Here is a 25,224-nt window from a genome sequence, read left to right as displayed (position 1 = left end):
GCCAACTCAGGCTTCAGCTTCTTGCTGACCGCCGAAGAACACTCTATCGGAGCTACGCCTGTGCGGTCCAGGCTCGCAGGCCGGCGGGTCATTGACGCCGGACCCGAGGGAGATCCCTCTCCCCGCAAGCGGGGAGAGGGTTAGGGTGAGGGGCTTGGCTTTCAATCAACTCGGCTTGCAATCGCAAGGATCTCAGCCGAAATCGGGACCATCGCGGAAATTCGACCCGCCCCTGACCCCGCAAGCGGAGAGAGGGAGCTAGCCGTCTCTCAGAAGGACACGCCCATCGCCGCTCCCTATTGCGCCGTAATCGGCGCCGGACCTGCCGGCCTCGTCGCGGCCGAGGCCTTGGCTCGCGCCGGCGCGCGCGTCGAGGTCTTTGACCATATGCCGAGCCCCGCGCGCAAATTTCTGATGGCCGGGCGCGGCGGGCTCAATCTGACGCATAGCGAGCCGCTCGATCTGTTCCTCACGCGCTACGGCGCCGCGGCGAGGCGACTGGAGCCCTTCATCCGCGCCTTCTCTCCGCAGGACTTGCGTGAATGGTGCGCGGGACTGGGCGAGGAGACTTTTCTCGGCACGAGCGGCCGGGTCTTCCCCAAGAGCTTCAAGGCCTCGCCGCTACTGCGCGGGCTGCTTGCGCGGCTCGCGCAGCAGGGTGTCGTCTTCAAGCCGCGTCATGAGTTCTTGGGGCTAGGAGAGGGGCGGACGCTGTCTCTTCGCGACGCTGCAGGCGCCGCTTTCGACATCACCCCGGACGCCGCCGTCTTCGCGCTCGGGGGCGCCTCCTGGCCGCGGCTGGGCGCGGACGGCGGCTGGGCTCGCGCCTTCGCGGAGGCGGGCGTGGCGCTGACGCCGCTCGCGCCGGCCAATTGCGCGCTGCATCTCGCCTGGAGCCCGCATTTCCTGGCAAGTTTCGAGGGCCAGCCGCTGAAGTCGCTGCGCGTCTCTCATGGTGAGAAAGCCGCGCGCGGCGATCTCGTCGTGACGCGCCGCGGCCTCGAAGGCGGCCCGGCCTATGCGCTCGCTTCCGCCCTGCGCGAGAGTCTCGCCAGAGGGGCGACCGCAATCCTGACGATCGATTTGCGCCCGGATCAGAGCATCGAGGCGCTAGCCGAAAAGGTCACGCGTCCGCGCGGCAAGGCGTCGCTCGCGACGCATCTGCGCAAAACACTTGCGCTGAGCAAGATCGACATTGCGCTACTGCGCGAAGCCTCACCCGAGGGGCTGCCGTCGGAGCCGCAGGCGCTCGCCGCCCGCGTGAAGGCCGCGCCTTTGACGATTGCCGGCGTCGCCGGATTCGAGCGCGCGATCTCGACCGCCGGCGGCGTGGCCTTCGAGGCGCTGGATGAAAGCCTCATGCTCAAGGCCCGGCCTGGACTATTCGTCGCTGGCGAGATGCTGGACTTCGACGCGCCGACCGGCGGCTATCTGCTGCAGGCGGCCTTCTCGACCGGGGTCGCCGCGGGCAAGGGCGCGGCGCGTTTTCTGGGACTGGAAGCTTAGAGTCGCGCGTCAGCGTGAAAACAGCGCCAGCGCCTCCTTCGCCAGCACGCCGCCGGTGATCTCGACGGTGGCGAAGGGCGCGGCGGCGGCGATTGTCTTGTCGTCGATCATGATCTGGCCGATGACCTTCGAAAGCTCCTCGATCGACGCGCCATAGACGACGCGGCCGAAGCCGCACCAGAGGATCGCGCCCATGCACATGGGACAGGACTCGCCGGTCGTGTAGATCGTCGCGCCCTTCATCTCCTCGGCCGGATGGGCGGCGATGAAAGCGCGAATGGCCATCATCTCGCCATGCGCGGTCGGATCGTTGAGTCGCTTGCCGCTGTTGCGGCCCAAGGCCAGCGCCTGTCCGTTCTTCACGATTACCGCGCCGAAGGGGAAATCGCCTTGCGCCGCCTCGGCCAAGGCGAGGCGCATGAAGCGCTCGTCCTGAGCCTGCGCCGGCTTGAGCGTCGCGCGCGCGAAGGCTGGGCGGGACGCCGCGGCGAGGACTGCTCCCAACAGAGCGCGGAGCGCGCCGCGTCGAGCAGGGGGCGCGCAGGCGCTGCAACTGCAGCGTGTCATCTCATCTCCATCTTGAACGCGGTGGGTAGGATTCGCTACGGCTCGGCGCCAAGTTTGCCAAACGCCGTCGCAGGGGACATCTTCGCTCGGAAATGCGCGAGGGACAATGATCAAGGTCGCGATCGGCGATATCCACGGGATGCATGAGACGCTCACGCGCCTGCTGAACAAGGTCGCCGACTATGCTGAAGAACAAAAATGGCCGCAGCCGCCGCGGTTGGTCTTTCTCGGCGACTATGTCGACCGCGGTCCGGCCTCTCGCGAGGTCGTGCGGCTATTGCGCCATCTGCAAGAGACGGGAGCCGTCTGTCTGCGCGGCAACCATGAGGAGATGATGTCAAGCTGCCGCAGCGGTCCCATTGAGGCCTCGCAATTTCTGGCCAATGGCGGCGTCGAGACGCTGCGGTCCTATCATGATCATTTGGGTGAGTTCAGCAAGGACTCAGCGTGGATGGCGTCTCTCCCCACCTCCTACGAGGATTCCTTGCGCATATTCGTCCACGCGGGCCTCGCTCCCGGCCTTCCGATCGAGGAGCAGGAAGAGCATGTGAAGCTCTGGATCAGAGACAAGTTCCTCAATTTTGACGGCGCCTTCCCCAAATATGTCGTGCACGGCCATACGCCCGTGCAGTATCGGGGCCTCGGACCCGCGCCCGAGATCAGGGCCAACCGATGCGATCTCGACACCGGCGCCGTCTACGGCGGAACGCTCTCCGCCGCCTTCTTCGATGAGCGAGAGGCGAAGCCGTTTCATACGATCAGCGTGAGGTAGGGCGGAGTCCCTACGACTTGCTCTTGCCCTTCACCGCCCTTGTCCCGGGCTTCCCCATGGTCGAGCGCGGCGCCGGCGCCGGTCGGCCCAGAGGGCGCGCTTCGCCGCCGCCGAAGTTGTGCGGGCCCATGTCGGCGTCGGTCGGTTTTCGCGCGCGTGAGCCGGGAACGGCGCCGTCGCCCGCACCGCCCGAGGCCGTACGGAGATGTTTGATCGGCCCGGCCTCGGCCAGAAGCTCGGCGCGCTGCAGACGGTGGATTTCGTCGCGCAGCCGCGCGGCCTCCTCGAAAGCGAGATCGGCCGCCGCCGCCTTCATCTTCTTCTCGAGCTCGGCCATCACCGCCTGCAGATTATGGCCCGGCGCGATCTCGACGCCGGTTTCGACCGTCAGATGGTCCTGCTCATAGACGGAGCCGAGAATGTCGGCGATGCCGCGCTTGATCGAGGCCGGCGTGATCCCGTGCTCGGCGTTGTAGGCCTCCTGCTTCTTGCGGCGGCGGTCCGTTTCATCGATCGCGCGTTGCATCGAACCGGTGATGCGATCAGCATAGAGGATCACGCGTCCGTCGACATTGCGCGCGGCGCGGCCGATCGTCTGGATCAGCGAGGTCTCGCTGCGCAAGAAGCCTTCCTTGTCGGCGTCGAGGATCGCCACCAGTCCGCACTCGGGAATGTCCAGGCCCTCGCGCAGCAGATTGATGCCGACGAGCACGTCGAAGGCGCCGAGCCGCAGGTCGCGGATGATCTCGATGCGCTCGATCGTGTCGATGTCGGAATGCATGTAGCGCACGCGAATGCCGTGCTCGTGCAGATATTCGGTCAGATCCTCGGCCATGCGTTTCGTCAGCACGGTCACCAGCGCGCGATAGCCCATGTCGATCGTCACACGCGCCTCGTGGAGCAGATCGTCGACCTGGCTGCGCGCCTCGCGGATCTCGACGGGCGGGTCGATGAGGCCCGTTGGGCGGATGACCTGCTCGACGAAAACGCCCGCGGTGCGCTCCATTTCCCAATTGCCCGGCGTCGCCGAAACGCTGACCGTCTGCGGACGCATTGCGTCCCATTCCTCGAAGCGCAAGGGACGATTGTCCATGCAAGAGGGCAGGCGGAAGCCATATTCGGCGAGCGTCGCCTTACGTCGGAAGTCGCCGCGATACATGCCGCCGATCTGCGGCACCGACACGTGACTCTCGTCCGCGAAGACGATGGCGTTGTCGGGCAGATATTCGAAGAGCGTGGGCGGCGGCTCGCCGGGCTTGCGTCCCGTGAGATAGCGCGAGTAATTCTCGATGCCGGCGCAGGCGCCGGTTGCCTCCATCATCTCCATATCGAAGCGCGTGCGCTGCTCGAGCCGCTGCGCCTCGAGCAGGCGTCCGGAGCGGTTCAGCTCGTCGAGCCGCATCCGCAGCTCGTCCTTTATGCCCTTCACCGATTGCAGGAGCGTCGGGCGCGGCGTCACATAATGCGAGTTGGCGTAGATCTTCACGAATTCGAGATCGACGGTCTTCTTGCCGGTCAGCGGATCGAATTCGTGAATGGACTCGACCTCGTCGCCGAAGAAATTGATGCGCCAGGCGCGGTCCTCGTAGTGCGCCGGAAACACGTCGATCGTGTCACCGCGCACGCGGAAGGTCCCGCGGATGAAATCGGCCGCCACGCGGCGGTACTGCAGGGCGACGAGATCGGCGATGAGCTGGCGCTGCTCGAGCTTCTCATTCAGCGCGATCGAGAAGGTCATCGCCGTGTAGGTCTCGACCGAACCGATGCCGTAGATGCAGGACACCGAGGCCACGATGATCACGTCGTCGCGCTCCAAAAGCGCGCGGGTCGCGGCGTGGCGCATGCGGTCGATCTGCTCGTTCACCGAGGATTCCTTCTCGATGTAGGTGTCCGAGCGCGGCACATAGGCCTCGGGCTGGTAATAGTCGTAATAGGAGACGAAATACTCCACCGCGTTCTTGGGGAAGAAGCTCTTGAACTCGCCATAGAGCTGCGCGGCGAGCGTCTTGTTCGGCGCGAGGATCAGCGCCGGCCGCTGCGTGCGGGCGATGACCTGCGCCATCGTGAAGGTTTTTCCGGAGCCGGTGACGCCGAGCAACACCTGATCGCGCTCCTGCGCCTCGATTCCCTTGACGAGTTCCTCGATCGCGTGCGGCTGGTCGCCGCAAGGCTCATATTCGGAGACGAGCTCGAATTTGACGCCGCCCTCGGATTTCGGCGGCCGCTCCGGTCGATGCGGCGTCCAGGCCGCCTTGTCGCGCATGTGGGGATCGCCGAGCCGCAGCAGCTCGTCGAGACTGTCGATCGTCGCTTGGGCTCCGGAGTCCGTGGCGGCGCCGCCTACAGTTGCGCCGCTCCCCTTGCGCTTGTCGTCTCCCTTCGGCTCTTTGAGTCCGTAGCGCTCCATCTCCTCGGCGCTGAGCGCGGTGGCCGGCCCCGCCTCATAGGGGGCTTGCCCCCTATCCTCGAAGCCGTCGCTGCGCGGGACCAGCGCCGGGTTGAGCAGCTGCGCGAGATGCGGCTCGAGCGGTGAAAGCTCCGGCTTCGCCGCCTTGGCGCGCGTCGCGCGAATCGGGGATTTGGGCTTCTTAGGCGCGGGCATGCGCGCAATATGGGGGATCGAGCGCCAGGAGGGAAGGCGCATGCGGCTTAGGCCTGGGGCGCCGCTTTCGCGGAGACGATTAAGGGCCTAGACTGGGCCGTATGAATCGACGCTCCTGGCTCAAATTTTCGCTCGCCGCGCTGGCCTCGCCCGGCGCGGCTCTCGCGCGCACGCAACCGGCGCCGCGCCTCGAAGACGTGCTGGAGCCTCTGCGCGCCAAGCATGGGCTGCCGGCGCTCGCTGGCGCGATCGTGCGCAAGGGCCAGATCGTCGCGGCCAGCGCCGTGGGCGCGCGCCTGTTGAATAGCGACAGGAAGGTCACGGTCAACGATCGCTTCCACCTCGGCTCCGACACCAAGGCGATGACCGCGACGCTCGGCGGCATGGCGGTGGAGGCGGGCAAGCTGCGCTGGGACTCGACGATTGGCGACGTGCTCGGCGCCAAAGTCACCGGCATTGACCCCAAGCTCGCGGCTGTGACGCTGGAGCAGCTCCTCTCGCATACGGGGGGAATTCCCTCCGACACGGACGAGATCCTCAATCTCTATTTCACCGGCGACGCCTTCAAATCTGACCTGCCGACGCAGCGGTTGCGCCTGCTGAACGCGTGGAAGAATCACGCGCCGGCGACGAAGCCGGGCGCGGAGTTCCATTACGCTAATCTCGGCTATGTCATCGCCGGCGCGATGATCGAGACCGCCCTCGGCGTCTCCTGGGAAGAGCTGATGATCAATCGGATCTTCACGCCGCTGCGCCTGAGCACGGCGGGGATCGGGCCGCAGGCGACCACCGGAAAATATGACGCGCCGATCGGCTATCAGATCGGCGACGACGGCGCGGCCACGCCCGTTCCCTGGGCCGCGCCGGCCGATGTGCCGCCTGCGCTCGGGCCCGCCGGCGCCGCGCATATGTCCGTCGTCGATTTCGCGAGCTGGGCCGGCTGGAATGCGGGCGGCGGCAAGCGCGGACCGGCGCTGGTGAAGCCCGAGACGCTGGAGCGCATTCACCGCGCGCATGTGAGCACCGGCAAGCTGGCGAACCCGCGTCCCGGGACGCCGCAAGAGGGCGAGTATGCGCTCGGCTGGGGCCTCGTGAAATTCGACTGGACGCCCACGGCCGTGCTGACCCACAACGGCTCCAATTCGATGAATTTCGCGAAAATCCTCGTCGATCGCGACAAGGATCTCGGCGTCGTCGTGCTGACCAATTTTCCCGAGAAGCAGGCGGAGGCCGCGGCGAGCGAGGCGCAGGAGACGCTCTACAAGCGTTACTCAAGCTGAAAGTCGCCGCCATGGCCGCGTCCGCCAATCTCATCACCGACGTCCCGGGCGTTCTCGTCGGCCATGCGCAGGATGCGACGCTGGCCTCCGGCGTCACCGCCGTCATCTTCGATGCGCCGGCCGTCGCCTCCATCGCCATTCACGGCGGCGCGCCGGGCGTGCGCGACACGGCCCTGCTCGAACCGGAGATGACCGTGGAGCGGATCGACGCGCTCGTTCTTTCCGGCGGCTCGGCCTTCGGCCTCGACGCGGTGGGCGGCGTCATCGAGCGGTTGCGTGCGAGCGGACGGGGCTTCGCGATCGGCGACGCGCGCGTTCCCATCGTCCCCGGCGCCATCCTGTTTGACCTGCTCAACGGCGGCGACAAGAATTGGAGCGGCCGCGCGCCCTACTGGGATCTGGGCTTCGCTGCGGCGAGCAACCCCGCGCGAGACTTCGCGCTGGGCTCCGTCGGTGCGGGGCTCGGCGCCACCACCGTCAATCTCAAAGGAGGGCTGGGCTCCGCCAGCGCGGTGACCTCTGGCGGCTATGTCGTTGGCGCGATCGTCGCCGTCAACAGCGTGGGGCAGGCCACCATTGGCGACGGCCCGCATTTCTGGGCCGCGCCTTTCGAGCGCGAGGCTGAATATGGAGGCCTCGGCTGGCCGTCGCCGCCGCCCGAGACGGCGCTTTCCATGCGCCTGAAGACCGATGCGCTCGCCAACACCAACATTGCGGTCGTCGCCACCGACGCGCCGATGAGCAAGGGGCAGGCGAAGCGCGTCGCGATCCAGGCGCATGACGGAATGGCGCATGCGCTGCGTCCGTCGCATGCGGCGCTCGACGGCGATCTCATCTTCGCGGCTTCGACCGAGCGCAACCCGCGCCCGCCCACCGCGCGCGAGCTCGCCGAGATCGGCATGATCGCCGCCGACACGCTGGCGCGCGCCATCGCGCGCGCGGTCTATGAGGCGACGCCGCTGAAGATTGCCGGCGCTTTGCCGAGCTGGCGCGAGGCGTTCGGCGCGAGAGGGTAGGGCGGGCCCGCGCCCCTGTTCACTGTTTCCTGACGGCCGGCGGCCCTTCGCTCTCGGCGATGTTCGTCAGCAGCGCGCGGTCGCAGAAGAGGCGGTCCTGGGTGCGCTTGATGGCTCCGGCCTTCTCCAGGCTCCCCAATGCGGCGTTGAGTTTCGGCCGGCTCGCGCCGAGGAGTTGCGCAAGCTCGCTCTGCGAATAGCCGAGCGCGAGAGGAATGCGACGGCCGGCGGCCTCCGGCTGTCCCTCCAGCGCGCTCAACAGAAAGCGCGCGAGCCGTGCCTCGAGTGAATAGAGAACGATGATCTCGAGCTTGTCGCTCACGGTCCGCAACCGACGGCAGAGAAATCGGATCACGGACTCCGAAAGACTCGAATGCTCTCGACGCAGGCGTTGAAATTCAGCCTTCTCTAATTGATAGGCGGTGGTTGCGTCCACGGCGGTCGCCTCGGCGCTGCGCGTCTCGCCATCGAGCACGCCGATCTCGCCGAAGAGGTCGCCGGGCCCCGCGATCTGGAAGCTGAGCTCCTTACCTTCCGCGGTGCCGATCGAAAGCCGCACCCGACCCTCTAGAACGATGTAGATGTGGTCCGCGGGATCGCCGCGGCTGAAAAGCATCTCGTTCTTGGCGAAGTCCACGCGTCGGAAGCCGGCGGCGCAGGCGCGCAGGGCCTCTGGCTCGGCCACGCCAAAGAGGGGCGACGCGGCGAGGAGCGGAAAGATGCGTTCGACCTCGCTCATGCGTCTATCTGTCTCCGCCCGTCTCTCCAAGATGCACCGGGTGGGCATAATAGTCGATTTCATTGTCGCGCCAGGCCGACGGATGCCCGGCGAAGGCCCGGCGAATATTGATGCTGTTGCTGTTGACGGCTCCAGCCTGGATCACGTCCGGACCGAAGAGAGCCGTCTCATAGGCGCTTCTCTCCGCCGGCCGGATGACGGCGATGTGCCCGGGCTTGCTGGCTCGGTGGCTGCGATAGCTCGCCACGACGAGCAAGCCTCGATTGGCGGCGTCTTGCGCTTCGGCCGGTCCGTCAAGCCGCTTCCATCCGGCGGCGGCGCCCTCCTCGGCGAGCCATTCGTTCTGCGCATTGGCGAGCAGCTTCTGCGAGTGCTCTGGGGGACGTAAGATATAGACGCCGAGCCTTTGCGCCGCCGCCGCGACGAAGGCGCTGCAATGGGTGTGACGCCCGGCGGACCTCATCGGCACGCCGTCCGGCAGGCCGCTCTGCCAGTCGACATGCTGGCCGGCGATCCATCTCGATGGAACGTCCATGCTTTCGAGCACGCGGGTCATCTCCCGCGCCCGCGGAGTCACGACCGCCTCTTGCGGCCGATCGCAGGAGGAGGAGAATAGACAGGCGAGCAGGGCGACCGCGATCAACGAGCGGCGAAGCGGGATCATGACTCATGGCTCCTTCAAGGGTAGGACATGCTCTAGACCCGTCGCTCCGGCCGCGCTGTCACGCGGGGAACAGCGAAGATCTGCTCTCCCGTCGTCCTTTGATTTCACTTTTTCGGATCACGCTCTTGGCGCGTTCAAGAGCTATGGCGAGACGCAGCCGTCGCGCGCGAGGATCAAGGCTTCGTCAGCGCCGTCGTTTTTCGCATCGGCAGAACGACCTGATTGCCTGTGGCGTAGAGAAAACATTCGCCATCGCCCTCTCGCGTGGGCTCGGCGTTGCAGCTTTTCAGGGCCTGAATCTCCGCCTTACGTTGCGTCGCCGCCCCGGTCACCGTTGTGATGACGCCTCTTGGATGTATAGCCGCGGCCTTGGGCTCGAGGGCGTTCGCATAGCCGGCGACATCGGGCCGCCCGGCGATCACGTCGCGCACGGCGGGAATCTTGGAGGGATCGAAGACGCCGGCGTAGTCGACTTTTGCCGTCGAGCGCACGGCGGATTCGGCGTCCTTGGGCCCGAGCAAGAGCGTCTCGTCGCGCGCGGCGAGCGCGCAAGGCTCGCCGAAACGGATCTGACAGCGTTCGAGCGCCTTTTCTTCCGCTGTCGCTGCGCTCGGCCAGTCGCCCGTCCACCAGTGATTTTGCGCACGCGGCGCGATCGCCAGCGCGCGGTGCTCGCCGATCGCGAGATATTGATCGATGAGGCGCCGCCGCGCCCGCTCATTCGCGTTCGCTTGCGTCTCAGTGAGAAGGGCGTCGAGGCGCGAGATGAGCCTCTCTCGCGCGAGGCGCTTCCATTCGAGCTGAACCAAATAGGCCGCAACCACGAGCAAGCCGGCGGCGCTGGCGAGGACGGCGAAGCGCCACAAGGGCGGCCTGGCCTTCGCGGGCAGGCTCTCCCTCGGCCTATGGGCGATCGCGTCGGCCGAGAGCGCGAAAGCTTCGATGGGACGCTCGATGTTCTTTACCGTGTGCGCGCCGACGGAGACGAAATCCGCATCGATATTCTGGCGGATTTGGTCCACGGCGGCGCTGGAAAGGCAGATCCCTCCGGGTTCCGCGAGGGTTTGCAGTCTCGCCGCAACATTGACGCTGTCTCCAAAAAGGCTGCGGTCACTCAAGATCACGTCGCCGATGTTGACGCCCATTCGATAGACGATCCGCTTGTCCTCGGGGAAGGGGCGATTCCATTCAGCGATGCGCTGCTGCAGGGCGATCGCGCAGCGCGTCGCGTCCACGACGCTCGCGAATTCGAGAAAGAGGCTGTCTCCGACCGCGTCGATGACGCGGCCGCCGAGCCGGCGCACGAGCGGATCGACACAGAGCGCCTTGCACGCCTTGAGGCGGCGGACCGTCCCGGGCTCGTCCTCGCTCATGAGGCGGCTGTAGCCGACGACATCCGCCATCACCATCGCGGCGAGAGTGCGCTTGACGGCGGGCTCCTCCATTTCCATCCCTGTGTCTCGAGCATGCGCGGCCCCGCGTTCATAGCGGTTGCGGGAGAGGCCGTCACGCCTTGCGAGACGCAAAAAAGCCGCCTCCGGCCAGGGGATCGGCAGGAGGCGTGAAGGGAGGAGCGGGAGGCCGGCGGCGTTATCGGTCAGCCGGGGAGAAAATCAGAATATGGAGCTCGCCATCCTCGATATCATCGGGCGCGAGGCCGGCGACGGTTTCGGCGCCGAGCGTCTTTTCATCGGCCCCGCAGAAGGCGACGATCGCGTTCTCTGAGGGCTTGCGCACCGAAAGAGTCGCGGCAGGGGCGCTGAAGGCGGTCGAGGGCGCGGAGACGTCGACGGCGAGCTCGGAGACTTGCCATCCGGCGCCGGACTTCATGCGGGCGCGCAACCTTGCGAGCGTGCTCGGCGAGAGGCAATATTCGCCCTTCAGCTCGTCGAGATCGTCGTCGTTCTCTTGCGCCAGCTCATAGTCCGAGCGGATCGGCGAGAAAGCGAGATTGACACGCGTCTCCGCATTGGCGGGCAGGCTGATGTCCAGTTCCCGCGTCACGTCGAGCGACCAGGCCGGCTCATAGGCCTCGGTGGGTTTTGCGGGGTCGCGAGGCGCGATCAGCCCGAGGCGCTTCAGCTTCGCAATCACATCGGCGGGCGCATCTTGCAAAGCCTTGATCGTTTCGGACCCGAAGGGGAGCAGCGGGATGTTGGCCGCCGCAAGCTCGGCCTGCCGGTTCATCTCGAGCGCCCAAGCCTTGGCGTGGGCTTTTGTCGCGATCGGCCCAGCGCTCGTTGCAACCTTGAGCCCGACCGGATTGCCCGCGTCGAGCCGGGGGAGCTGCGGGGCGTCGTCCTGGCCGCTCGCGTCCAGCGTCGGCATCGTCACCGTGCCGAGCATGTCTATGGCGGTCGAGCGTTCATTCTTGAAGCCGTAGGAATAGGCGATCTTATCGGCCGTCACCTCTATGGACATGGCGGTCACCGTCAGCGGCGCGTCGGTCGAGACTTGCAGCGCGCCGACAGCCAGCGCCGGCGGCTGCTCGTCGCTGTCGTCCGCCGCGAGCTTCGAGGTCGCGGCCTGGGCGTTCAGGATGAAGCCGGTCATGCTGGCGCAAAGAAGGGTCGCGAAGACCCGCGAGGTCTTGTTCATGATGCTCTCCATGACGAGCGAGAGATTGGGGGAGGAATTGCGGCGCGGCGGCGCGCGGATCTCGAAGCCTTGCAATCCCCGCATGAGGGAGATTGCAAGGGACGCGACGGCGCGTTCAGCAGGGCTCAGTAGCGATTGGGGTGGCAGTAGCGGCCGAGATAGCCGAGGTGGTAGCCGACCGGGCAGGCCCGCGCCGCGCCGCCGTAGACAAAACTCGGCCCGCGATAGCCGTAGGCAAAACGGTAGTGGTGGCGCCAACGGAAGCCCCTGTGCCGCCAGCCCCAGCGATGGCCGTGGCCCCAGCCCCAGTGATGGCCCCAATGTCCGTGGCGTCCCCAATGCCGGTGGCCGAAGCCGCGATGGCCGTGATGTCTGCCGTGGCCCCCATGATGACCGTGATGGCCGCCGTGTCCGCCGTGTCCGCCATGCCCGCCATGGGCCGAGGCTTCTGGGATGAAGGAAACCAGAGCCAGGGAGACGCCGGCCGCGGCGAGAAGAGTCTTGATCATGTTCATGACGATTGTCCTTTCTCTCGGTTGCGTCTCGGGCCGGAGTGAGCTGTTCCCGAGGCGTGAAAGGACAATGCCGGTTCCAGCCCCGCGGCGCTGTTCCGCAGGTGACAGGCGAGCCGAGAGGTCTGCGGGAGAGGCGTCACGGCGCGCCTCAGCTCGCGGCGCGCGTGCGCGCTCTGCTTGGAGAAGCGGGTATCGCCTGCGACGAGGCGCGCGGGCGCGGGTGCGATCACGGCGTGTTCATCCGATGATGCCGATCCATCCGCGCGCCGAGACGCCCCTGCTGCAAAAGTCACTGCAGAAAGGCGCCTCGGTTGCGCGGCACATCGGGATCGACTGCGCGCTCGCGCCGCTGCGCGAGGAGGGCGTGGCGATCCTCGGCAGCGGCATGAGCCATCATAATCTGCGCGAATTCTTCTCCGACGACGAAGCGCCGCGTGCGTCAGCAAAAGAGCCGCCTCCGGCCGGGGGGCTACGGCATTCACACATCGTGGTTTGCGGCGGACGCGGAACTCTGATTCCTTCTCCCGCGTGATTTGGGAGGTTGGGGATGTCGGAGGTTTCGCTGGGGCGGTTTGGCGACCGTCGCCTGGAAAAAGGGGGGCGTTTTTGCACGCCCGTCTGGTGTCGGCGGTCGGTCGGGGACTACGGGTGCGACGGTTGGGCGGGGATCGGGCGGGAGAAATTCGCCTGACCCGCTTCCTTCGCAATCGGAATGTGAGCCCCGGCGAGATGGCTGCGCATGCGGCGGAGCGTCTCGGTCTGCGTTGCGCGGATCGCCACGTGCTGGCGATCCAGGACACCACGGTGGTCAAGTCTTCCGGCGGCGGCGGGCTTTATCTGCATGTTTGCGCGGCGGTGGACGCGGACGACGGGACGCTGCTGGGCCTGGCGCATGCGCGGTTCCTCAAGCGCGAGGAAGGCCGCAAGGGGCAAAGGCGGGCCCTGCCGACCGTGGCGAAGGAGAGCCAGCGCTGGCTGGAGGGGGCGGACGACGCCGCGCGGGCCTGCCGGAGCGCGCGCGAGATCACGATCGTCGCGGATCGCGAGAGCGATATTTACGCCGCCTTCGCGCAGCGTCCTGCGCAGGCGCATATGATCGTGCGTGCGGCGCAGGATCGCAGCCTCGAGGACGGCGGGCGTCTGTTCGCCACAGCCGACGCTCTGCCCGAGGCGGGACGAACCCGGCTGGATTTGCCGGCCAAACCCGGCCGCCCCGCGCGCCAGACGACCTTGGCGGCGCGCTTTTCCCGCATCGAGCTGAAGCGGCCCAAAAACAGCGTCGACGAAGGCTTGCCGGAAAGCTTGAGCCTGCATCTCGTCGATCTGCGAGAGGTCGATCCGCCTTCCGGCGAGACCATCCATTGGCGGCTCATAACCACCTATCCCGTCGCCGATTTGCGCGAAGCTCTGCAAGTCGGGGAGCTTTACCGCCGCCGCTGGGCGATCGAGCAATTGTTCCGCACGATGAAGACGCAGGGCTTCGACATTGAAGGCCTGCGCATCGAGGACGACGTTCCCCGCTGCAACCTGGTGATGGCCGCGCTGATCGCCGCCGTCACCGTCCAGCAACTCGTCCACGCCCGCGACGGCGGCGGCGCAAAAGGCCGATTGCGCCCAGTCAGCGACGCTTTCGAGGAAGCCGACATCCCCCTCCTCGAAGCCCTTTGCGCCACGCTCGAAGGCAAAACGCAAAGACAAAAGAACCCCCACCCCAAAGGCTCTCTCGCCTACGCCGCCTGGGTCTGCGCACGCCTGGGAGGCTGGACCGGATACTACGGAAAACCAGGCCCCGTCGTCATGCTCCAGGGTTGGCTCCAGTTCCAAGCCGCAAAGCAGGGCGTCAACGCAATCACGGCAAGCCAAGTTATGTGAATCTGGTAGGGCCGGGGGGAGCGGCAGGAGGCGGAAAGAGAGACGTGGAGGGCCGATGGCGTCATCGGTTGGTCGGGGAGAAATCAGAATGGCAGCTCCCCATCCTCGATATCGTCGGGGGCGAGGCCGGCGACGGTTTCGACGCCGGATCACGTTGCGTTCAGGCGGTCGCCTGAACGCGGAAGAGGTGATCGGTTCTCAGAGTGCAGAGCACGCTTTGCGCGAACAACCGGTTTCCACTTTTTCGCATCGCGCTTTAGATATTGGGGTGGCAGCGGCGGCCCAGAGGGCCGAGGTGGTAGCCGACCGGGCAGGCACGCGCCGCGCCGCCGGGGATGACGCCCCACCCGCGATGGCCCCACCCGCGATGGCCCCAGCCATGGCCCCAACCATGGCCCCAATGTCCGTGGCGTCCCCAATGCCCGTGATGCCCGTGATGGCTGTGATGACCGTGATGGCTGTGATGCCCGTGATGATGACCGTGATGGCCGTGATGGCCGCCGTGTCCACCGCGGGCCAAGGCCTCGGGGACGAAGGAAACCAGAGCCAGGGAGACGCTGCCGGCGAGGAGAAGAGTCTTGATCAAGTTCACGACGATTGTCCTTTTACTCGTTTGCGTCTCGGGTCGGAGTGAGCTGTTCCCGAGGCGTAAAAGGACAATGCCGGTTTTCGCCCCGCGGCGCTGTTTGCTAGGACACAGACAAGAGGAAAGGTCGGCGGGCAAGGTCTGGCGTGTTGGCTGCGCTCGACCGTGAAAGGAGCGAGATGACGCAAAGACAACCGGTTCTCTTCGTCCCGCATGGCGGCGGACCCTGGCCGTTCATGCAGGGCTTCGGTCCGCCCGGCATGTGGGATGGACTGCGCAGCTTTCTCGAGGGCATTGAAGCGAGCCTGCCGGCGCCGCCGAAGGCTTTTCTCGTGGTCTCGGCGCATTGGGAGACGGAACGGCCGACCGTCGACGCCGACCCCGCGCCCGGCATGCTCTTCGATTATTACGGCTTTCCCGAGCACACCTATCGGCTGAGCTATCCCGCGCCTGGCGCGCCTCAGCTCGCGGCGCGCGTGCGCGCGCTGCTTGGCGAAGCGGGTATCGCCTGCGACGAGGCGCGCGGGCGCGGATTCGATCACGGCGTGTTCGTTCCGATGATGCTGATCCATCCGCGCGCCGAGACGCCCGTGCTGCAAATGTCGTTGCAGAAAGGCGCCTCAGTCGCGCGGCACATCGAGATCGGTCGCGCGCTTGCGCCGCTGCGAGAGGAGGGCGTGCTGATTATCGGCAGCGGCCTGAGCTATCATAATTTGCGCGAATTCTTTTCTGGCGACGAAGCGCCGCGCGCGTCAGCAAGGAGTTTTGACGATTGGCTGACGCAGACGTTGTTGGTTGAGGATTGCGACGCGCGCGACAGGCGGCTCGGCGAATGGCTCGACGCGCCGGGCGCAAGGGCCAGTCATCCAACCCCGGAGCATTTGGAGCCGCTCTTCGTCATCGCCGGCGCCGCGGGGCAGGACCGCGGGCGTCAGGTCTTTCATGGCGAATTCTGGAGTAAGTCGGTATCGGGATTTGCGTTTGGGTGAGGAGCGCGCATTAAGCCCCGGTCCCTCGCCCTGAGGAGCCCGCAAAGCGGGCGTCTCGAAGGGCGCCCAACCGCGGATTTCTCTCAAATCCCACATCCTTCGAGACGCGCCCTGTGGGCGCTCCTCAGGATGAGGGCTCGGATCAGAGTCGCTTCATTCGATCGCTCGAGCGTGAAACCAGGACGAATGCCCGCTCCACTTCTGGATTGCGTCGCTTCGCTCGCAATGACGGTTCCGGCAGGCGCTGGAATGATCCGCCAAGCTTGATGAATTGTCATTGGATTACATGGCGGAGCGTCGCGCTGGCTCGATACGAAGTCAAGGACGGCGCTTCAGGCCGCCGCCGCAGGCGCTGCGCCTCTGGCGCATCCTTGAGTTCGTATCGAGCCAGCGCATAGTCGCCTTCATGCAATCAATGGGAAGGCGCCGCCAGGGGCGGCGAAGCCTGGCGCGCCCCGACTCCAAAAATGCAGACGCGATAAAGTGGAGCCAGCGTACCCTTATCGAGGACCTCGTTACTTTCCGATCACCCCCAGCGCCGCTTTCGCCACCGCTTCGGGCGTGATCCCGAAATGCGCATAGAGCGCGTCGGCGGGAGCGCTCGCGCCGAAGCCTGTCATGCCGATGAAGGCGGAGCGCTCGCCGAGCCAGCGGTCCCAGCCGAAGCGAACGGCAGCCTCGACGCCGACGCGCGGCGCAGTCCCAAGCACCAGGGCGCGATAGGCGGCGTCCTGGGCTGCGAAAAGCTCGAAGCTCGGCATGGAGACGACCGCCGCACGCTTGCCTTTAGCGGCGAGAAGCTTTGCGGCTTCAAGCGCCATTGAAACTTCCGAGCCCGTCGCGATGAGCGTCACATCGCGTGCGCCCTCGGCTTCCTGCAGCACATAGCCTCCGCGTGCGGAAAGGTTCTCGGAAACGGGCCGCTCGAGGGTCGGCAGGTTCTGGCGCGAAAGGCTCAGCACGGAAGGCGTCGATCTCGCGTTGAGCGCGAGCTCCCAGCACTCCGCCGTCTCGATCGCATCGGCCGGGCGGAACACGTTGAGATTGGGCATGGCGCGCAGGCTTGCGAGATGCTCGACGGGCTGGTGCGTCGGCCCGTCCTCGCCGAGGCCGATGGAATCATGCGTCAGCACATAGATGACGCGCAGCCCCATCAGCGCCGAAAGCCTGATCGCGCCGCGCGCATAATCCGAGAAGACGAGGAAGGTGCCGCCGTATGGAATGAAGCCGCCATAAAGCGCGAGGCCGTTCATCGCCGCGGCCATCTCGAACTCGCGCACGCCGTAATGGATGTAGCGGCCTGAGAAATTTTCCGGCGCGACGACGCCGAGCCCCTTCGTCAGCGTGAACACGGAATGCGTGAGATCGGCCGAGCCGCCGATCGTAGCCGTTGTTGCGGCGTTGATGACGCCCAGCGCATTCTCGGAGGATTTGCGCGTCGCGAGCTTCGGCTTCTCTTGCGCGGCGGTCTCGCGCAGCGCTTTCAGCGGCGCGGCGATGGCCTCTGCGACGTCGGCCTCAAGGAAGCGCGCGAACTCTTGGCTCTTGCCGGAGGCCGCGAGAGTCTCGATCCAAGCGGCCCGCACCGGCGCGCCGCGGGAGCCAGCGAGACGCCAGCCCGCGAGAATGGATTGGGGCATTTCGAAGGGCGGATGCTCCCAGCCGAGCGCCTTGCGCGCGAGGGCGTTCTCCTCCGCGCCTAAAGGCGAGCCGTGGACGCTCTCCTTGCCCTGCTTGTTGGGCGCGCCATAGCCGATGACCGTGCGGCAGGCGATCATCGAGGGACGCGGGTCCTCTTTCGCGGCCCTGAGCGCCGCGGCGATCTGCGAAAAATCGTGACCGTCGATCTTCTGCACATGCCAGCCGCTCGCCTCGAACCGCAAGGCTTGATCGGTCGAGGTCGCAAGACTCGTGGGTCCGTCGATGGAGATGTGATTGTCGTCCCAGAGCAAGACGAGCTTGCCGAGCCGCAGATGGCCTGCGAGATCGATCGCCTCGTGGCTGATCCCTTCCATCAGGCAGCCGTCGCCGGCGATGACATAAGTGAAGTGATCGACGATCGCGTCGCCGAAGCGGGCGTTGGCGAGACGCTCGCCGATGGCCATGCCGACGGCGGTGGCGAGACCTTGGCCCAGCGGGCCGGTCGTCGTCTCGACGCCGGGCGCGTGCCCATACTCCGGATGTCCCGCCGTCTTGGAGCCGAGCTGGCGGAAGTTCTTCAAGTCCTCGATCTCGAGGCCCGGATAGCCGACGAGATAGCCGAGCGCATAGAGCAGCATCGAGCCATGGCCGGCCGAAAGCACGAAGCGGTCGCGGTTGGGCCAATGCGGATCGGCGGCGTCGAATTTCAGGAAGGAGCGAAACAGCACGCTGGCGACGTCGGCCATGCCCATGGGCATGCCGGGATGGCCGGATTTGGCCCTGTCCACGGCGTCCATGGCGAGAGCGCGGATCGCATTGGCGTCCTCCCTCGTGCAAGAGGCGGGCACATCGAGCATGGAAACTTCCTTCATCACGCGCCCTTCTGGCGCTTCACGAGTGTGAGGATGCGAGGCGTCAGAATGAGTTGCATCGCGAGGTCGAGCTTATTGCCGGGAATGACGATGGAATTGGCGCGCGACATCCAGCTGCCGGCGATCATCGTCACGAGATAGGGAAAGTCCACGCCGCGCGGATTGCGAAAGCGGATCACGACGATCGACTCGTCGGGCGTCGGAATCGAGCGCGCCACAAAGGGATTGGAGGTGTCCACCGTCGCTGCGCGCTGAAAGTTGAGGTCCGTTTCCGAGAACTGCGGGCAGATGTAATGCACATAATCGTGCATGCGGCGCAGGATCGTCTCGGTCACGGCTTCTGTCGTGTAGCCGCGCGAATCCCGGTCGCGCAGCAGCTTCTGTGTCCACTCCAGATTGATGACGGGGACGACGCCGATCTTCAAATCCGCGTAGCGCGCCACATTCACCTCGTCGGTCACGACGGCGCCGTGCAGCCCTTCGTAGAAGAGAATATCGGTGTTGGGCGGCAGCTCGCGCCAGGGCGTGAATTTTCCGGGCTCGACTCCATAGACCGCCGCTTCGTTTTCGTCATGGGCGTAGTGGCGATATTGCCCCGAGCCTGTTTCGCCATATTCGCGGAACAGACGCTCGAGGTCGCCCAGGAGATTGGCCCCCGGCCCGAAATGGCTGAAATTGTGATTGCCCCGGGCCTGCGCGTCCTGCATCGTCTGCTTCATCTCTTCGCGATCGTAGCGATGGAAGCTGTCGCCCTCGACATAGGCGACCTCGATGCGCTCGCGGCGAAAGATCTGCTCGAAGGTCGCCTTGACCGAGCTCGTGCCGGCCCCTGACGAGCCGGTGATCGAGATGATGGGGTGCTTCGCGGACATGGCTCGGGCGCAATTCAGCTTGCGGCGTCAGGGGACGGGGCGCGAGCGATCCTTGCCGCTGAGGGCTCCGATCGCCCCGCGGCTTGTCGCACGCCGGCGCCTTGGGGCGCAAGCGCGCAGCTCAAGAGAAATCACGCGTGCAGGGCGGCCTCTGCTTCGATGACCGCCGCTCCTCCCTCCATCGCCTCGCGGGCGAGCCCGGAGCTGGCGACAGCGAGGTTCCTCGCAAAGAAGCGGGCGATGGCGATGCGTCGGGCCTCGCCCTGCGCCGCGCCCTTCGCGAGCAATGTTCCGCCGCGCGCCAGCGCAAAGAGCCGCAGGTACGGCGTCGCTCCAGCCAGGGCGAGCGCCGGGGCGGCCTTCAGCATGAAGCGACTCGTGCGCTCGAAATCGGCGACCGCGTCGACGAGCGCGCTCGCGCCATCGAACCTCGCCTCTGCGGCGATGGCGCGCATATCCTCGATCTCGCGCGCGAGCGCGGAGCCCGTGCGTTGCAGCTTGCGCGTGACGAGATCGATCGCCTGTATTCCGTTCGTGCCCTCGTAGATCGGGGCGATGCGCGCGTCCCGCATGACTTGCGCGGCCCCCGTTTCCTCGATGTAGCCGATCCCCCCGAAAATCTGCACGCCGAGCGAGGCGACCTCATGGCCGATGTCCGTGGAAAAAGCCTTGGCGACGGGCGTCAGAAGATCGGCGCGGCGCTGCGCCTCGCTGGCGCGCGCCGGATCGCGCTGGCGCCGGGCGCGGTCAAGCGAGGCGGCCGTCTCGTAGCAGATGGCTCTCGCCGCATGCGTCTGCGCCGTCATCGTCAGCGCCATGCGCTTCACGTCGGGATGGGCAAGGATCGGCGCCGGCGCGTCGCTTTCGGGCGTTCGACCCTGCAGACGCTCGCGCGCATAGGCGAGCGCCTGCTGGGTCGCGCGCTCTGCAATGCCGACGCCCTGCAGGCCCACCGCCAGCCGCGCGTCGTTCATCATCGCGAACATCGTCGCGAGACCCTTGTTCTCCTCGCCGACGAGATAGGCGACCGCGCCGTCGCCGTCGCCGTAGGCCATCGTGCAGGTTGGCGACCCGCGAATGCCGAGCTTGTGCTCGATCCCCGCGCAGCGCAGATCGTTGCGGCGCGTGAAGCGCCCCTGCGAATCCGCGATGAATTTCGGCGCCAGGAAAAGCGAGATGCCCTGTGTGCCCGGCGGCGCGTCCGGTAGCCTGGCGAGCACGAGATGCACGATGTTCTCGGTCAAATCATGCTCGCCATAGGTGATGAAGATCTTCTGCCCAAACAGGCGATAGGAGCCGTCGGCCTGAGGTCGGGCCTTGACGCGCGTGAGCGCGAGATCGGAGCCCGCTTGCGGCTCCGTCAAATTCATTGTCGCGCCCCATTCGCCGCGAACCATTTTTGCAAGGTAGGTCTTCTTGAGCTCCTCGCTCGCCGCCCGCTCCAGCGCCTCCATCGCGCTCTGGCTCAAGAGCGGGCAGATCGCGAAAGCGGCATTGGCTCCTTGCCAGATCTCTGTGCAGGCGGCGTTGAGAAGACGCGGAAGTCCGAGCCCCCCATAGGCGGGGTCGGCCTTTAAGGCGTTCCAGCCGCCCTTGACCCACTCCGCATAGGCCTCTTTCCAGCCCGGCGGGGTGGTGACGGCGCCGTCGGCGAAGATCGCGCCGATCCGATCGCCGTCGCGATAGCAGCTCGCCAACCGCTCTTCGGCGAATTTTGCGGCCTCGTTCAAGGTGGCCTCCAGAAGGCCGTCGCCGAGATCCGCCAAAATCCCGCCCGCCTCGAATGCGGAGGCCCCGGCCGCCAAACGAGCGGCGAAGAGGATGTCGTCGAGGGGGGCGCGGTAGGTCGTCATGGTTTTTCAGAGTTCTCCGATGCGACGGCTGAGGGGCGTTCGACTACGACCGACGCGCCCAGCGTCCCCGCCTGCACTTAGCGCGACTTCGGCGGTTGATAGGAATCGTTTTCAGCTTTGTGAGGCTGTCGCGAACACCCACAAGACGGCCGGGATGAAAATGATGAGCTCCGGCCAGATATGAAGCACGGTTGCGAAAGATCTCTCCGCGAAGCCGATGGATCGGCCGTTTTGGACGCGCGTCCAAGGCTGGTCGGCCTTGATGCGCGCCTCTATGAGCCTCTTGGCTTCGAGAAGGCGTTCAGAACCATAGTAAGTGAAAAAGGAAATTGGCGCTCGCCGGCAAGCGGGCGAGCTTCGGGCGAAAGCTTCCAACCCGCGCCATTGCAAGCGATCCGCCGCTTCCGGGCGCAACCGCAAATAGAGACTCTCTCCGGGCGTCGCAACATAGGCCTCCACATCGCGCCAGGCGATCGTTCCGTCAAAGCGTTCCGGACAGGCGAATCCAGTTTCGTAGACATCCAGAATGCTGCGGTTGCGATAAGCGTTCAGCGCCCTGCGCAAGTGGGAAAAGGCCCAGAAAAATAGGCATATATCCAGCAGGAGGAAGTGAAGCGCGCCGTTCCGCAGCCCGATGAAAGTCGCCAGCAGAGAGCCCGCGAGCAAACCGGCGCCAAAAATCAAATTTGGGTGAAGCGGTTCATAGACTCTGAGAATTGGAGATTCTGGCATGCTCGCTCTCGATTCGCTCGTCGTCTGACGATCCTCGCATATGAGCATGAATGTTGTGCTCCGGTAAGCGCCTGAAGCCGCGGGGAACGGCTATTCCGTTGGGCCTCGAGCGACCCTCGGTCGACCCTCGGGCCGAGAGCATTGGCGTTTGAAAAGCCCCTCCGCCAGGACTAGCCTTTAACCGGTCGCTTACGGTGATTCGCGTAAGGGAATGCACCCCGCTCCTCCGGCGCGTCGGCTCCGCCTCTGCTCAAAGAAGGCTTCGCCTCGCTCAAGGACGCTGAAATCTGACCGATGCTAGGGAAGACCTCATGCCGACTTTCTCGCTGGACGCCCTCGACCTCGCGGCGCTTTTGTCTTCGCGCGTGTGCCACGACGTGATCTCGCCCGTGGGCGCGATCATCAACGGCCTCGAGGTGCTCGAGGACGAGAAGGACGCGGAGATGCGCGGCCACGCGCTCGATTTGATCAAGTCCAGCGCGGCGGAGGCCTCGGCGAGGCTACAATTCTGCCGTTTGGCCTTCGGCGCCGCCGGCTCGAAGGGGGCGTCGATCGACACGGGCGACGCCGAGCATGTCGCGCGCCAGCTCTTCGCCGACGAGCGCACGCGCATGGAGTGGAAGCTGCCGCGCGTGCTGATGGCGAAGAACAAGGTGAAGCTCCTGCTCAATCTCTGCCTCATCGCCGACATGGCGATCCCGCGTGGCGGCGCGCTGACCATTTCCGGCGAGGGCGAAGGCGACGAGATTTCCTTCCGCGTCGAGGCGAAAGGGCCAAACGCCCGTCTCGCGCCCGAGGTCGCGAGGCTGCTCGCCGGCGAGTCCGACGAGGCCACGCTCGATGCGCGCGCGATTCAAGCCTATTACGCCGGCCTTGTCGCAGAGGCCTGCGGGCTCGAGATTGCGCCCACCGGCGGCGACGCGATCGTCATCGAGGCGAAGCCGAAGCGCGTTCCCGTCTCGGACGAAGCGCGCGCGCCGGAAAGCGCGGTCGCCTAGAGCGCGACGCAAAAGAGTGGAACCGGTTTTTCGTACAAATCGCGCTCTAAACTCTTAGAATCGATCACGTTTTCTGCGTTCAGGCACTCCGCCTGAACGAAGCGTGATCTCGGCGCCTGTTGTTCAGGAAAGCGCCGGCGGCGTCCAAAATTCTGTATTGCGCGGCAGCCTGTCGACCCCGACGAAGAGGCAAAGGAGCGCGTGTGCTTTTCGAGCAGATCTTCTCCGGCCCCGTCCTGCGATTTGTCCGCGCGCTCGCGTGGCTATGCGTGTTGACGATCACGGTGCTTTCGCTCCTTCCCGGCGACGAGCGGCCTCATACGGGATTGTCGGGTCGCTTCGAGCACGCCATGGCCTATGCAGGGACGGGCTTCCTCTTCTGGTTCGGCTATTCCGGTCCCCGAGATCGCGCCTTGTTTTGGATCGGCTTGGCGATTGCGAGCGGCGTGTTCGAAATCCTGCAGAATTTCATTCCGGGGCGCTCGCCCAGCATTCTGGACGCTCTGACCAGCACGCTGGGGCTGACGTTCGGCTTCATGGCCGCGGCCCTGTTACGATGGGGCCTGTCGCGCGGAGAAGGGAGTTGACCCCGGTTCATTGTCCGGAGGGCCTCTGGGCCTCCTGAGGGAGGAAGGAGCGGCGTCCGGACCTGCGCCAGCGAAAAGGCTATAGAGTCGCCGTGCTGATTCGGCGAGACAATCCCTGATGAACGAAACGCTCGAGAGATTGCGTCCGGCGCCTAAGCTTCTTTCCTGGCCGCATCGGGTCATTCTCGCCGAGGGCTGGTCCCGTCGGAGTCTCGCCTTTCTCGCAGGCGCCAGCGGCGCCCTGGCGCTCGAGCCCTTGGGCTTCGCACCGGCGATGGCGGCCTCGCTGATCCTGGCCGTTTGGCTTCTGGACGGCTGCGCAGACTCTCCCGCCGACGCAGGCCTTGCCGCCAGAATGGCGCCCATCCGCGCTGCGGCGGGCGTCGGCTGGTGGTGGGGCTTCGGTTATTTTCTGGCCGGGCTCTGGTGGCTCGGGACCGCGATGCTGGTGGAGCCCGATCAGTTCGCCTGGGCCTTGCCGCTCGCGATCCTGGGCATGCCGGCCGCGCTGGCGCTCTTCCCGGCGGCAGGCTTCGCCTTCGCCCGTCTGCTCTGGTCGCCAGGCGCGCTGCGCGTGCTTGCGCTCGCCGCGGGGCTCGGCGGCGCCGAATGGCTGCGGGGGCACGTCCTCACCGGCTTTCCCTGGAACGATATCGGCATGGCGCTGGCCGGAGCGCTGCCGCTCGCCCAGTCTGCTTCGCTCTTCGGTCTGCATGGCCTCGACCTCGTGGCGATCGTGATCTTTGCCGCGCCGGCGACGCTGATCGAAGATCCTGGCGAGGGCAAGAACTGGAGATTGCAGCCGCTCGTCGGCGTCGCGGTCATGGCGCTTGCGCTGATGGCGTTCGGCGGCGCCATGCGTCTGCGGGCGCATGCGACAAGCTTCGTTCCCGGGACCGCCCTGCGTGTCGTGCAACCCAATCTGCCGCAGGACGCCAAATTCCGTCCCGAGAACGGCGAGGCCATTCTCGCAGGCTATCTTGCGCTCTCGGATCGCCAAGCGGGGCCGGCGCATGGCGGCGTCGGTGATGCGACCCATGTCTTCTGGCCAGAATCGGCCTTTCCCTTCGTCGTGACTCGCAAGCCCAGGGCGCTGGCCGAAATCGCCCGCAGGCTGCAGGGCAGTGTGCTGATCACGGGCGCAGCGCGCGCCGAGGAAGCGGCTGGCCACACGAAGCTCTTTAACGCGATCGACGTGCTCGAGGGCGAGCGTCTCGTCTCCGCCTATGACAAGATGCACCTCGTTCCCTTCGGCGAGTATCTGCCGCTCGAGGGGCTTCTACGGCCCTTCGGCGTCAATCATCTCGTGCCGGGAATCTGGGATGTGGGGACGGGACCGCGACGGCTGTCCATTCCCGGCCTTCCGCCGGTGGCGCCCTTGATCTGCTACGAGGCGATTTTTTCAGGCGAGGCCGTCGACGGGCGGCCCCCGCGGCCGGAGTGGATGCTCAACGTCACCAATGACGGCTGGTTCGGAAAAACGAGCGGACCCTATCAGCATTTCGCCCAGGCGCGCCTGCGGGCCGTCGAAGAGGGGCTGCCGCTCGTGCGCGTCGCCAACACCGGCGTCTCGGCCATCGTCGACCCTTACGGCCGCATCCTGCAAAGCCTGCCGCTCGGCGTCGAAGGCGTCATCGACGGCGCGCTGCCGGAACCGGCGTCGCCAACCTTCTTCGCGCGATACGGCTCCTTCGTCTTCCCTGCGCTCTGGGCCGTGCTGCTTTGCGGCGCGCTCTATGGGCGCCTGCGGAGCTGAGGCCGCGAAGGCTCGCGTTACGGCGTCGACGACTATCTCGAAATCAAATATGTGTGCCTTGGCGGGAGCGAAGCTTGGCCGCTCCTTTGCTCGTTTTGGGTTCTGGGCTTCGCCAAGAGCGGTGCGGCGAGAGGACTGGAGGCCTGGGATTTTGGGCGCTCTTCAACGAATGCTGCAGCGGGCCGGCGTGGACCGCCGCCACGAACT

General features: G+C 66.0%; 22 protein-coding genes and 1 pseudogene. 11 read left to right on the top strand and 12 right to left on the bottom strand.

The window, feature by feature from the left end:
* The first annotated feature begins 285 nt into the window (after nt 1-285).
* Nucleotides 286-1,506, top strand: coding sequence for a TIGR03862 family flavoprotein (locus QMG80_RS16910; RefSeq protein ID WP_085770245.1), 1,221 nt, complete (start codon nt 286-288; stop codon nt 1,504-1,506).
* 9 nt (nt 1,507-1,515) lie between these two features.
* On the opposite strand, the gene QMG80_RS16905 is transcribed toward QMG80_RS16910, so the two are convergent.
* Nucleotides 1,516-2,073 (bottom strand): nucleoside deaminase, encoded by a 558-nt coding sequence (locus QMG80_RS16905; protein ID WP_245300032.1) that lies wholly within the window; start codon nt 2,071-2,073, stop codon nt 1,516-1,518.
* Between the two features lie 106 nt (nt 2,074-2,179).
* Here QMG80_RS16905 and QMG80_RS16900 point away from each other — a divergent pair, with 106 nt between their 5' ends.
* Nucleotides 2,180-2,845: a metallophosphoesterase family protein gene (locus QMG80_RS16900; protein WP_085770244.1), complete on the top strand. Its 666-nt coding sequence runs from the start codon at nt 2,180-2,182 to the stop codon at nt 2,843-2,845.
* Nucleotides 2,846-2,855: 10 nt separating this feature from the next.
* Here QMG80_RS16900 and uvrB read toward each other — a convergent pair whose 3' ends face one another.
* Entirely contained in the window at nt 2,856-5,489 is a 2,634-nt protein-coding gene (uvrB, locus tag QMG80_RS16895; protein ID WP_085770243.1) for an excinuclease ABC subunit UvrB, read from the bottom strand.
* A gap of 59 nt (nt 5,490-5,548) precedes the next feature.
* Between uvrB and QMG80_RS16890 the strand changes: the two genes are divergently transcribed.
* Both QMG80_RS16890 and QMG80_RS16885 read left to right on the top strand, forming a co-directional pair.
* Nucleotides 5,549-6,727: a serine hydrolase domain-containing protein gene (locus QMG80_RS16890; RefSeq protein ID WP_085770242.1), complete on the top strand. Its 1,179-nt coding sequence runs from the start codon at nt 5,549-5,551 to the stop codon at nt 6,725-6,727.
* 11 nt (nt 6,728-6,738) lie between these two features.
* Nucleotides 6,739-7,743: a P1 family peptidase gene (locus QMG80_RS16885; RefSeq protein ID WP_085770241.1), complete on the top strand. Its 1,005-nt coding sequence runs from the start codon at nt 6,739-6,741 to the stop codon at nt 7,741-7,743.
* Between the two features lie 19 nt (nt 7,744-7,762).
* Here QMG80_RS16885 and QMG80_RS16880 read toward each other — a convergent pair whose 3' ends face one another.
* The 5 genes from QMG80_RS16880 to QMG80_RS16860 all read right to left on the bottom strand — a co-directional run bounded on the left by QMG80_RS16880 (nt 7,763) and on the right by QMG80_RS16860 (nt 12,259).
* On the bottom strand, nt 7,763-8,482 hold the full coding sequence (locus QMG80_RS16880; protein ID WP_158658565.1) for a Crp/Fnr family transcriptional regulator: 720 nt from the start codon (nt 8,480-8,482) through the stop codon (nt 7,763-7,765).
* 4 nt (nt 8,483-8,486) lie between these two features.
* A complete protein-coding gene (locus tag QMG80_RS16875) occupies nt 8,487-9,146 on the bottom strand; it encodes a hypothetical protein (protein WP_199769021.1) in 660 nt (219 codons plus the stop codon).
* Between the two features lie 173 nt (nt 9,147-9,319).
* A complete protein-coding gene (locus tag QMG80_RS16870) occupies nt 9,320-10,597 on the bottom strand; it encodes an adenylate/guanylate cyclase domain-containing protein (RefSeq protein ID WP_085770239.1) in 1,278 nt (425 codons plus the stop codon).
* A gap of 139 nt (nt 10,598-10,736) precedes the next feature.
* On the bottom strand, nt 10,737-11,828 hold the full coding sequence (locus QMG80_RS16865; RefSeq protein ID WP_085770238.1) for a DUF4424 family protein: 1,092 nt from the start codon (nt 11,826-11,828) through the stop codon (nt 10,737-10,739).
* 41 nt (nt 11,829-11,869) lie between these two features.
* Nucleotides 11,870-12,259 (bottom strand): hypothetical protein, encoded by a 390-nt coding sequence (locus tag QMG80_RS16860; protein ID WP_102938049.1) that lies wholly within the window; start codon nt 12,257-12,259, stop codon nt 11,870-11,872.
* A 244-nt stretch (nt 12,260-12,503) separates the two neighbouring features.
* Between QMG80_RS16860 and QMG80_RS16855 the strand changes: the two genes are divergently transcribed.
* Entirely contained in the window at nt 12,504-12,791 is a 288-nt protein-coding gene (locus tag QMG80_RS16855; protein WP_085770236.1) for a class III extradiol ring-cleavage dioxygenase family protein, read from the top strand.
* Nucleotides 12,792-12,865: 74 nt separating this feature from the next.
* The gene (locus tag QMG80_RS16850; protein ID WP_245299997.1) at nt 12,866-14,131 is read left to right on the top strand and encodes an IS4 family transposase; all 1,266 of its coding nucleotides are present in this window, start codon (nt 12,866-12,868) and stop codon (nt 14,129-14,131) included.
* A 256-nt stretch (nt 14,132-14,387) separates the two neighbouring features.
* On the opposite strand, the gene QMG80_RS16845 is transcribed toward QMG80_RS16850, so the two are convergent.
* On the bottom strand, nt 14,388-14,723 hold the full coding sequence (locus tag QMG80_RS16845; RefSeq protein WP_085770235.1) for a hypothetical protein: 336 nt from the start codon (nt 14,721-14,723) through the stop codon (nt 14,388-14,390).
* A 173-nt stretch (nt 14,724-14,896) separates the two neighbouring features.
* On the opposite strand from QMG80_RS16845, the gene QMG80_RS16840 reads away from it, so the two are divergent.
* Complete coding sequence (locus tag QMG80_RS16840) at nt 14,897-15,706, top strand: DODA-type extradiol aromatic ring-opening family dioxygenase (RefSeq protein ID WP_085773450.1); 810 nt, start codon at nt 14,897-14,899, stop codon at nt 15,704-15,706.
* Between the two features lie 515 nt (nt 15,707-16,221).
* Here the strand turns inward: QMG80_RS16840 and tkt are convergent.
* From tkt to QMG80_RS16820, 4 genes are all read right to left on the bottom strand, one after another.
* The gene (gene tkt / locus QMG80_RS16835; protein ID WP_245300031.1) at nt 16,222-18,204 is read right to left on the bottom strand and encodes a transketolase; all 1,983 of its coding nucleotides are present in this window, start codon (nt 18,202-18,204) and stop codon (nt 16,222-16,224) included.
* 14 nt (nt 18,205-18,218) lie between these two features.
* Nucleotides 18,219-19,091, bottom strand: a complete 873-nt coding sequence (locus tag QMG80_RS16830) for a phosphoribulokinase (protein WP_085770233.1) — start codon at nt 19,089-19,091, stop codon at nt 18,219-18,221.
* A 131-nt stretch (nt 19,092-19,222) separates the two neighbouring features.
* The gene (locus tag QMG80_RS16825; protein ID WP_085770232.1) at nt 19,223-20,944 is read right to left on the bottom strand and encodes an acyl-CoA dehydrogenase family protein; all 1,722 of its coding nucleotides are present in this window, start codon (nt 20,942-20,944) and stop codon (nt 19,223-19,225) included.
* A 111-nt stretch (nt 20,945-21,055) separates the two neighbouring features.
* Complete coding sequence (locus QMG80_RS16820) at nt 21,056-21,676, bottom strand: hypothetical protein (RefSeq protein ID WP_158658564.1); 621 nt, start codon at nt 21,674-21,676, stop codon at nt 21,056-21,058.
* Between the two features lie 311 nt (nt 21,677-21,987).
* Here QMG80_RS16820 and chpT point away from each other — a divergent pair, with 311 nt between their 5' ends.
* The 4 genes and pseudogenes from chpT to QMG80_RS21760 form a co-directional block, all read left to right on the top strand.
* A complete protein-coding gene (gene chpT / locus QMG80_RS16815) occupies nt 21,988-22,674 on the top strand; it encodes a histidine phosphotransferase ChpT (protein WP_085770230.1) in 687 nt (228 codons plus the stop codon).
* Nucleotides 22,675-22,877: 203 nt separating this feature from the next.
* Nucleotides 22,878-23,261 (top strand): VanZ family protein, encoded by a 384-nt coding sequence (locus QMG80_RS16810; RefSeq protein ID WP_085770229.1) that lies wholly within the window; start codon nt 22,878-22,880, stop codon nt 23,259-23,261.
* 118 nt (nt 23,262-23,379) lie between these two features.
* A complete protein-coding gene (gene lnt / locus QMG80_RS16805) occupies nt 23,380-25,017 on the top strand; it encodes an apolipoprotein N-acyltransferase (RefSeq protein WP_085770228.1) in 1,638 nt (545 codons plus the stop codon).
* Nucleotides 25,018-25,083, top strand: a pseudogene (locus QMG80_RS21760) (aldehyde dehydrogenase family protein); the annotation flags it as partial.
* Nucleotides 25,084-25,224 lie beyond the last annotated feature (141 nt).

This window comes from Methylocystis bryophila, from assembly GCF_027925445.1.
Taxonomy (GTDB): Bacteria; Pseudomonadota; Alphaproteobacteria; order Rhizobiales; family Beijerinckiaceae; genus Methylocystis; species Methylocystis bryophila.
Note: the sequence above shows the minus strand (reverse complement) of the source record. Positions and strands in the feature narration are given on the sequence as shown.

What these genes read in the sequence shown, in the direction of transcription:
- QMG80_RS16905 (WP_245300032.1), bottom strand. Translation starts at nt 2,073, where the DNA reads ATGACACGCTGCAGTTGCAGCGCCTGCGCGCCCCCTGCTCGACGCGGC.
- QMG80_RS16900 (WP_085770244.1), top strand. Translation starts at nt 2,180, where the DNA reads ATGATCAAGGTCGCGATCGGCGATATCCACGGGATGCATGAGACGCTC.
- uvrB (WP_085770243.1), bottom strand. Translation starts at nt 5,489, where the DNA reads ATGCGCCTTCCCTCCTGGCGCTCGATCCCCCATATTGCGCGCATGCCC.
- QMG80_RS16890 (WP_085770242.1), top strand. Translation starts at nt 5,549, where the DNA reads ATGAATCGACGCTCCTGGCTCAAATTTTCGCTCGCCGCGCTGGCCTCG.
- QMG80_RS16885 (WP_085770241.1), top strand. Translation starts at nt 6,739, where the DNA reads ATGGCCGCGTCCGCCAATCTCATCACCGACGTCCCGGGCGTTCTCGTC.
- QMG80_RS16880 (WP_158658565.1), bottom strand. Translation starts at nt 8,482, where the DNA reads ATGAGCGAGGTCGAACGCATCTTTCCGCTCCTCGCCGCGTCGCCCCTC.
- QMG80_RS16875 (WP_199769021.1), bottom strand. Translation starts at nt 9,146, where the DNA reads ATGATCCCGCTTCGCCGCTCGTTGATCGCGGTCGCCCTGCTCGCCTGT.
- QMG80_RS16870 (WP_085770239.1), bottom strand. Translation starts at nt 10,597, where the DNA reads ATGGAAATGGAGGAGCCCGCCGTCAAGCGCACTCTCGCCGCGATGGTG.
- QMG80_RS16865 (WP_085770238.1), bottom strand. Translation starts at nt 11,828, where the DNA reads ATGCGGGGATTGCAAGGCTTCGAGATCCGCGCGCCGCCGCGCCGCAAT.
- QMG80_RS16860 (WP_102938049.1), bottom strand. Translation starts at nt 12,259, where the DNA reads ATGAACATGATCAAGACTCTTCTCGCCGCGGCCGGCGTCTCCCTGGCT.
- QMG80_RS16855 (WP_085770236.1), top strand. Translation starts at nt 12,504, where the DNA reads ATGATGCCGATCCATCCGCGCGCCGAGACGCCCCTGCTGCAAAAGTCA.
- QMG80_RS16840 (WP_085773450.1), top strand. Translation starts at nt 14,897, where the DNA reads ATGACGCAAAGACAACCGGTTCTCTTCGTCCCGCATGGCGGCGGACCC.
- tkt (WP_245300031.1), bottom strand. Translation starts at nt 18,204, where the DNA reads ATGCTCGATGTGCCCGCCTCTTGCACGAGGGAGGACGCCAATGCGATC.
- QMG80_RS16830 (WP_085770233.1), bottom strand. Translation starts at nt 19,091, where the DNA reads ATGTCCGCGAAGCACCCCATCATCTCGATCACCGGCTCGTCAGGGGCC.
- QMG80_RS16825 (WP_085770232.1), bottom strand. Translation starts at nt 20,944, where the DNA reads ATGACGACCTACCGCGCCCCCCTCGACGACATCCTCTTCGCCGCTCGT.
- QMG80_RS16820 (WP_158658564.1), bottom strand. Translation starts at nt 21,676, where the DNA reads ATGCCAGAATCTCCAATTCTCAGAGTCTATGAACCGCTTCACCCAAAT.
- chpT (WP_085770230.1), top strand. Translation starts at nt 21,988, where the DNA reads ATGCCGACTTTCTCGCTGGACGCCCTCGACCTCGCGGCGCTTTTGTCT.
- lnt (WP_085770228.1), top strand. Translation starts at nt 23,380, where the DNA reads ATGAACGAAACGCTCGAGAGATTGCGTCCGGCGCCTAAGCTTCTTTCC.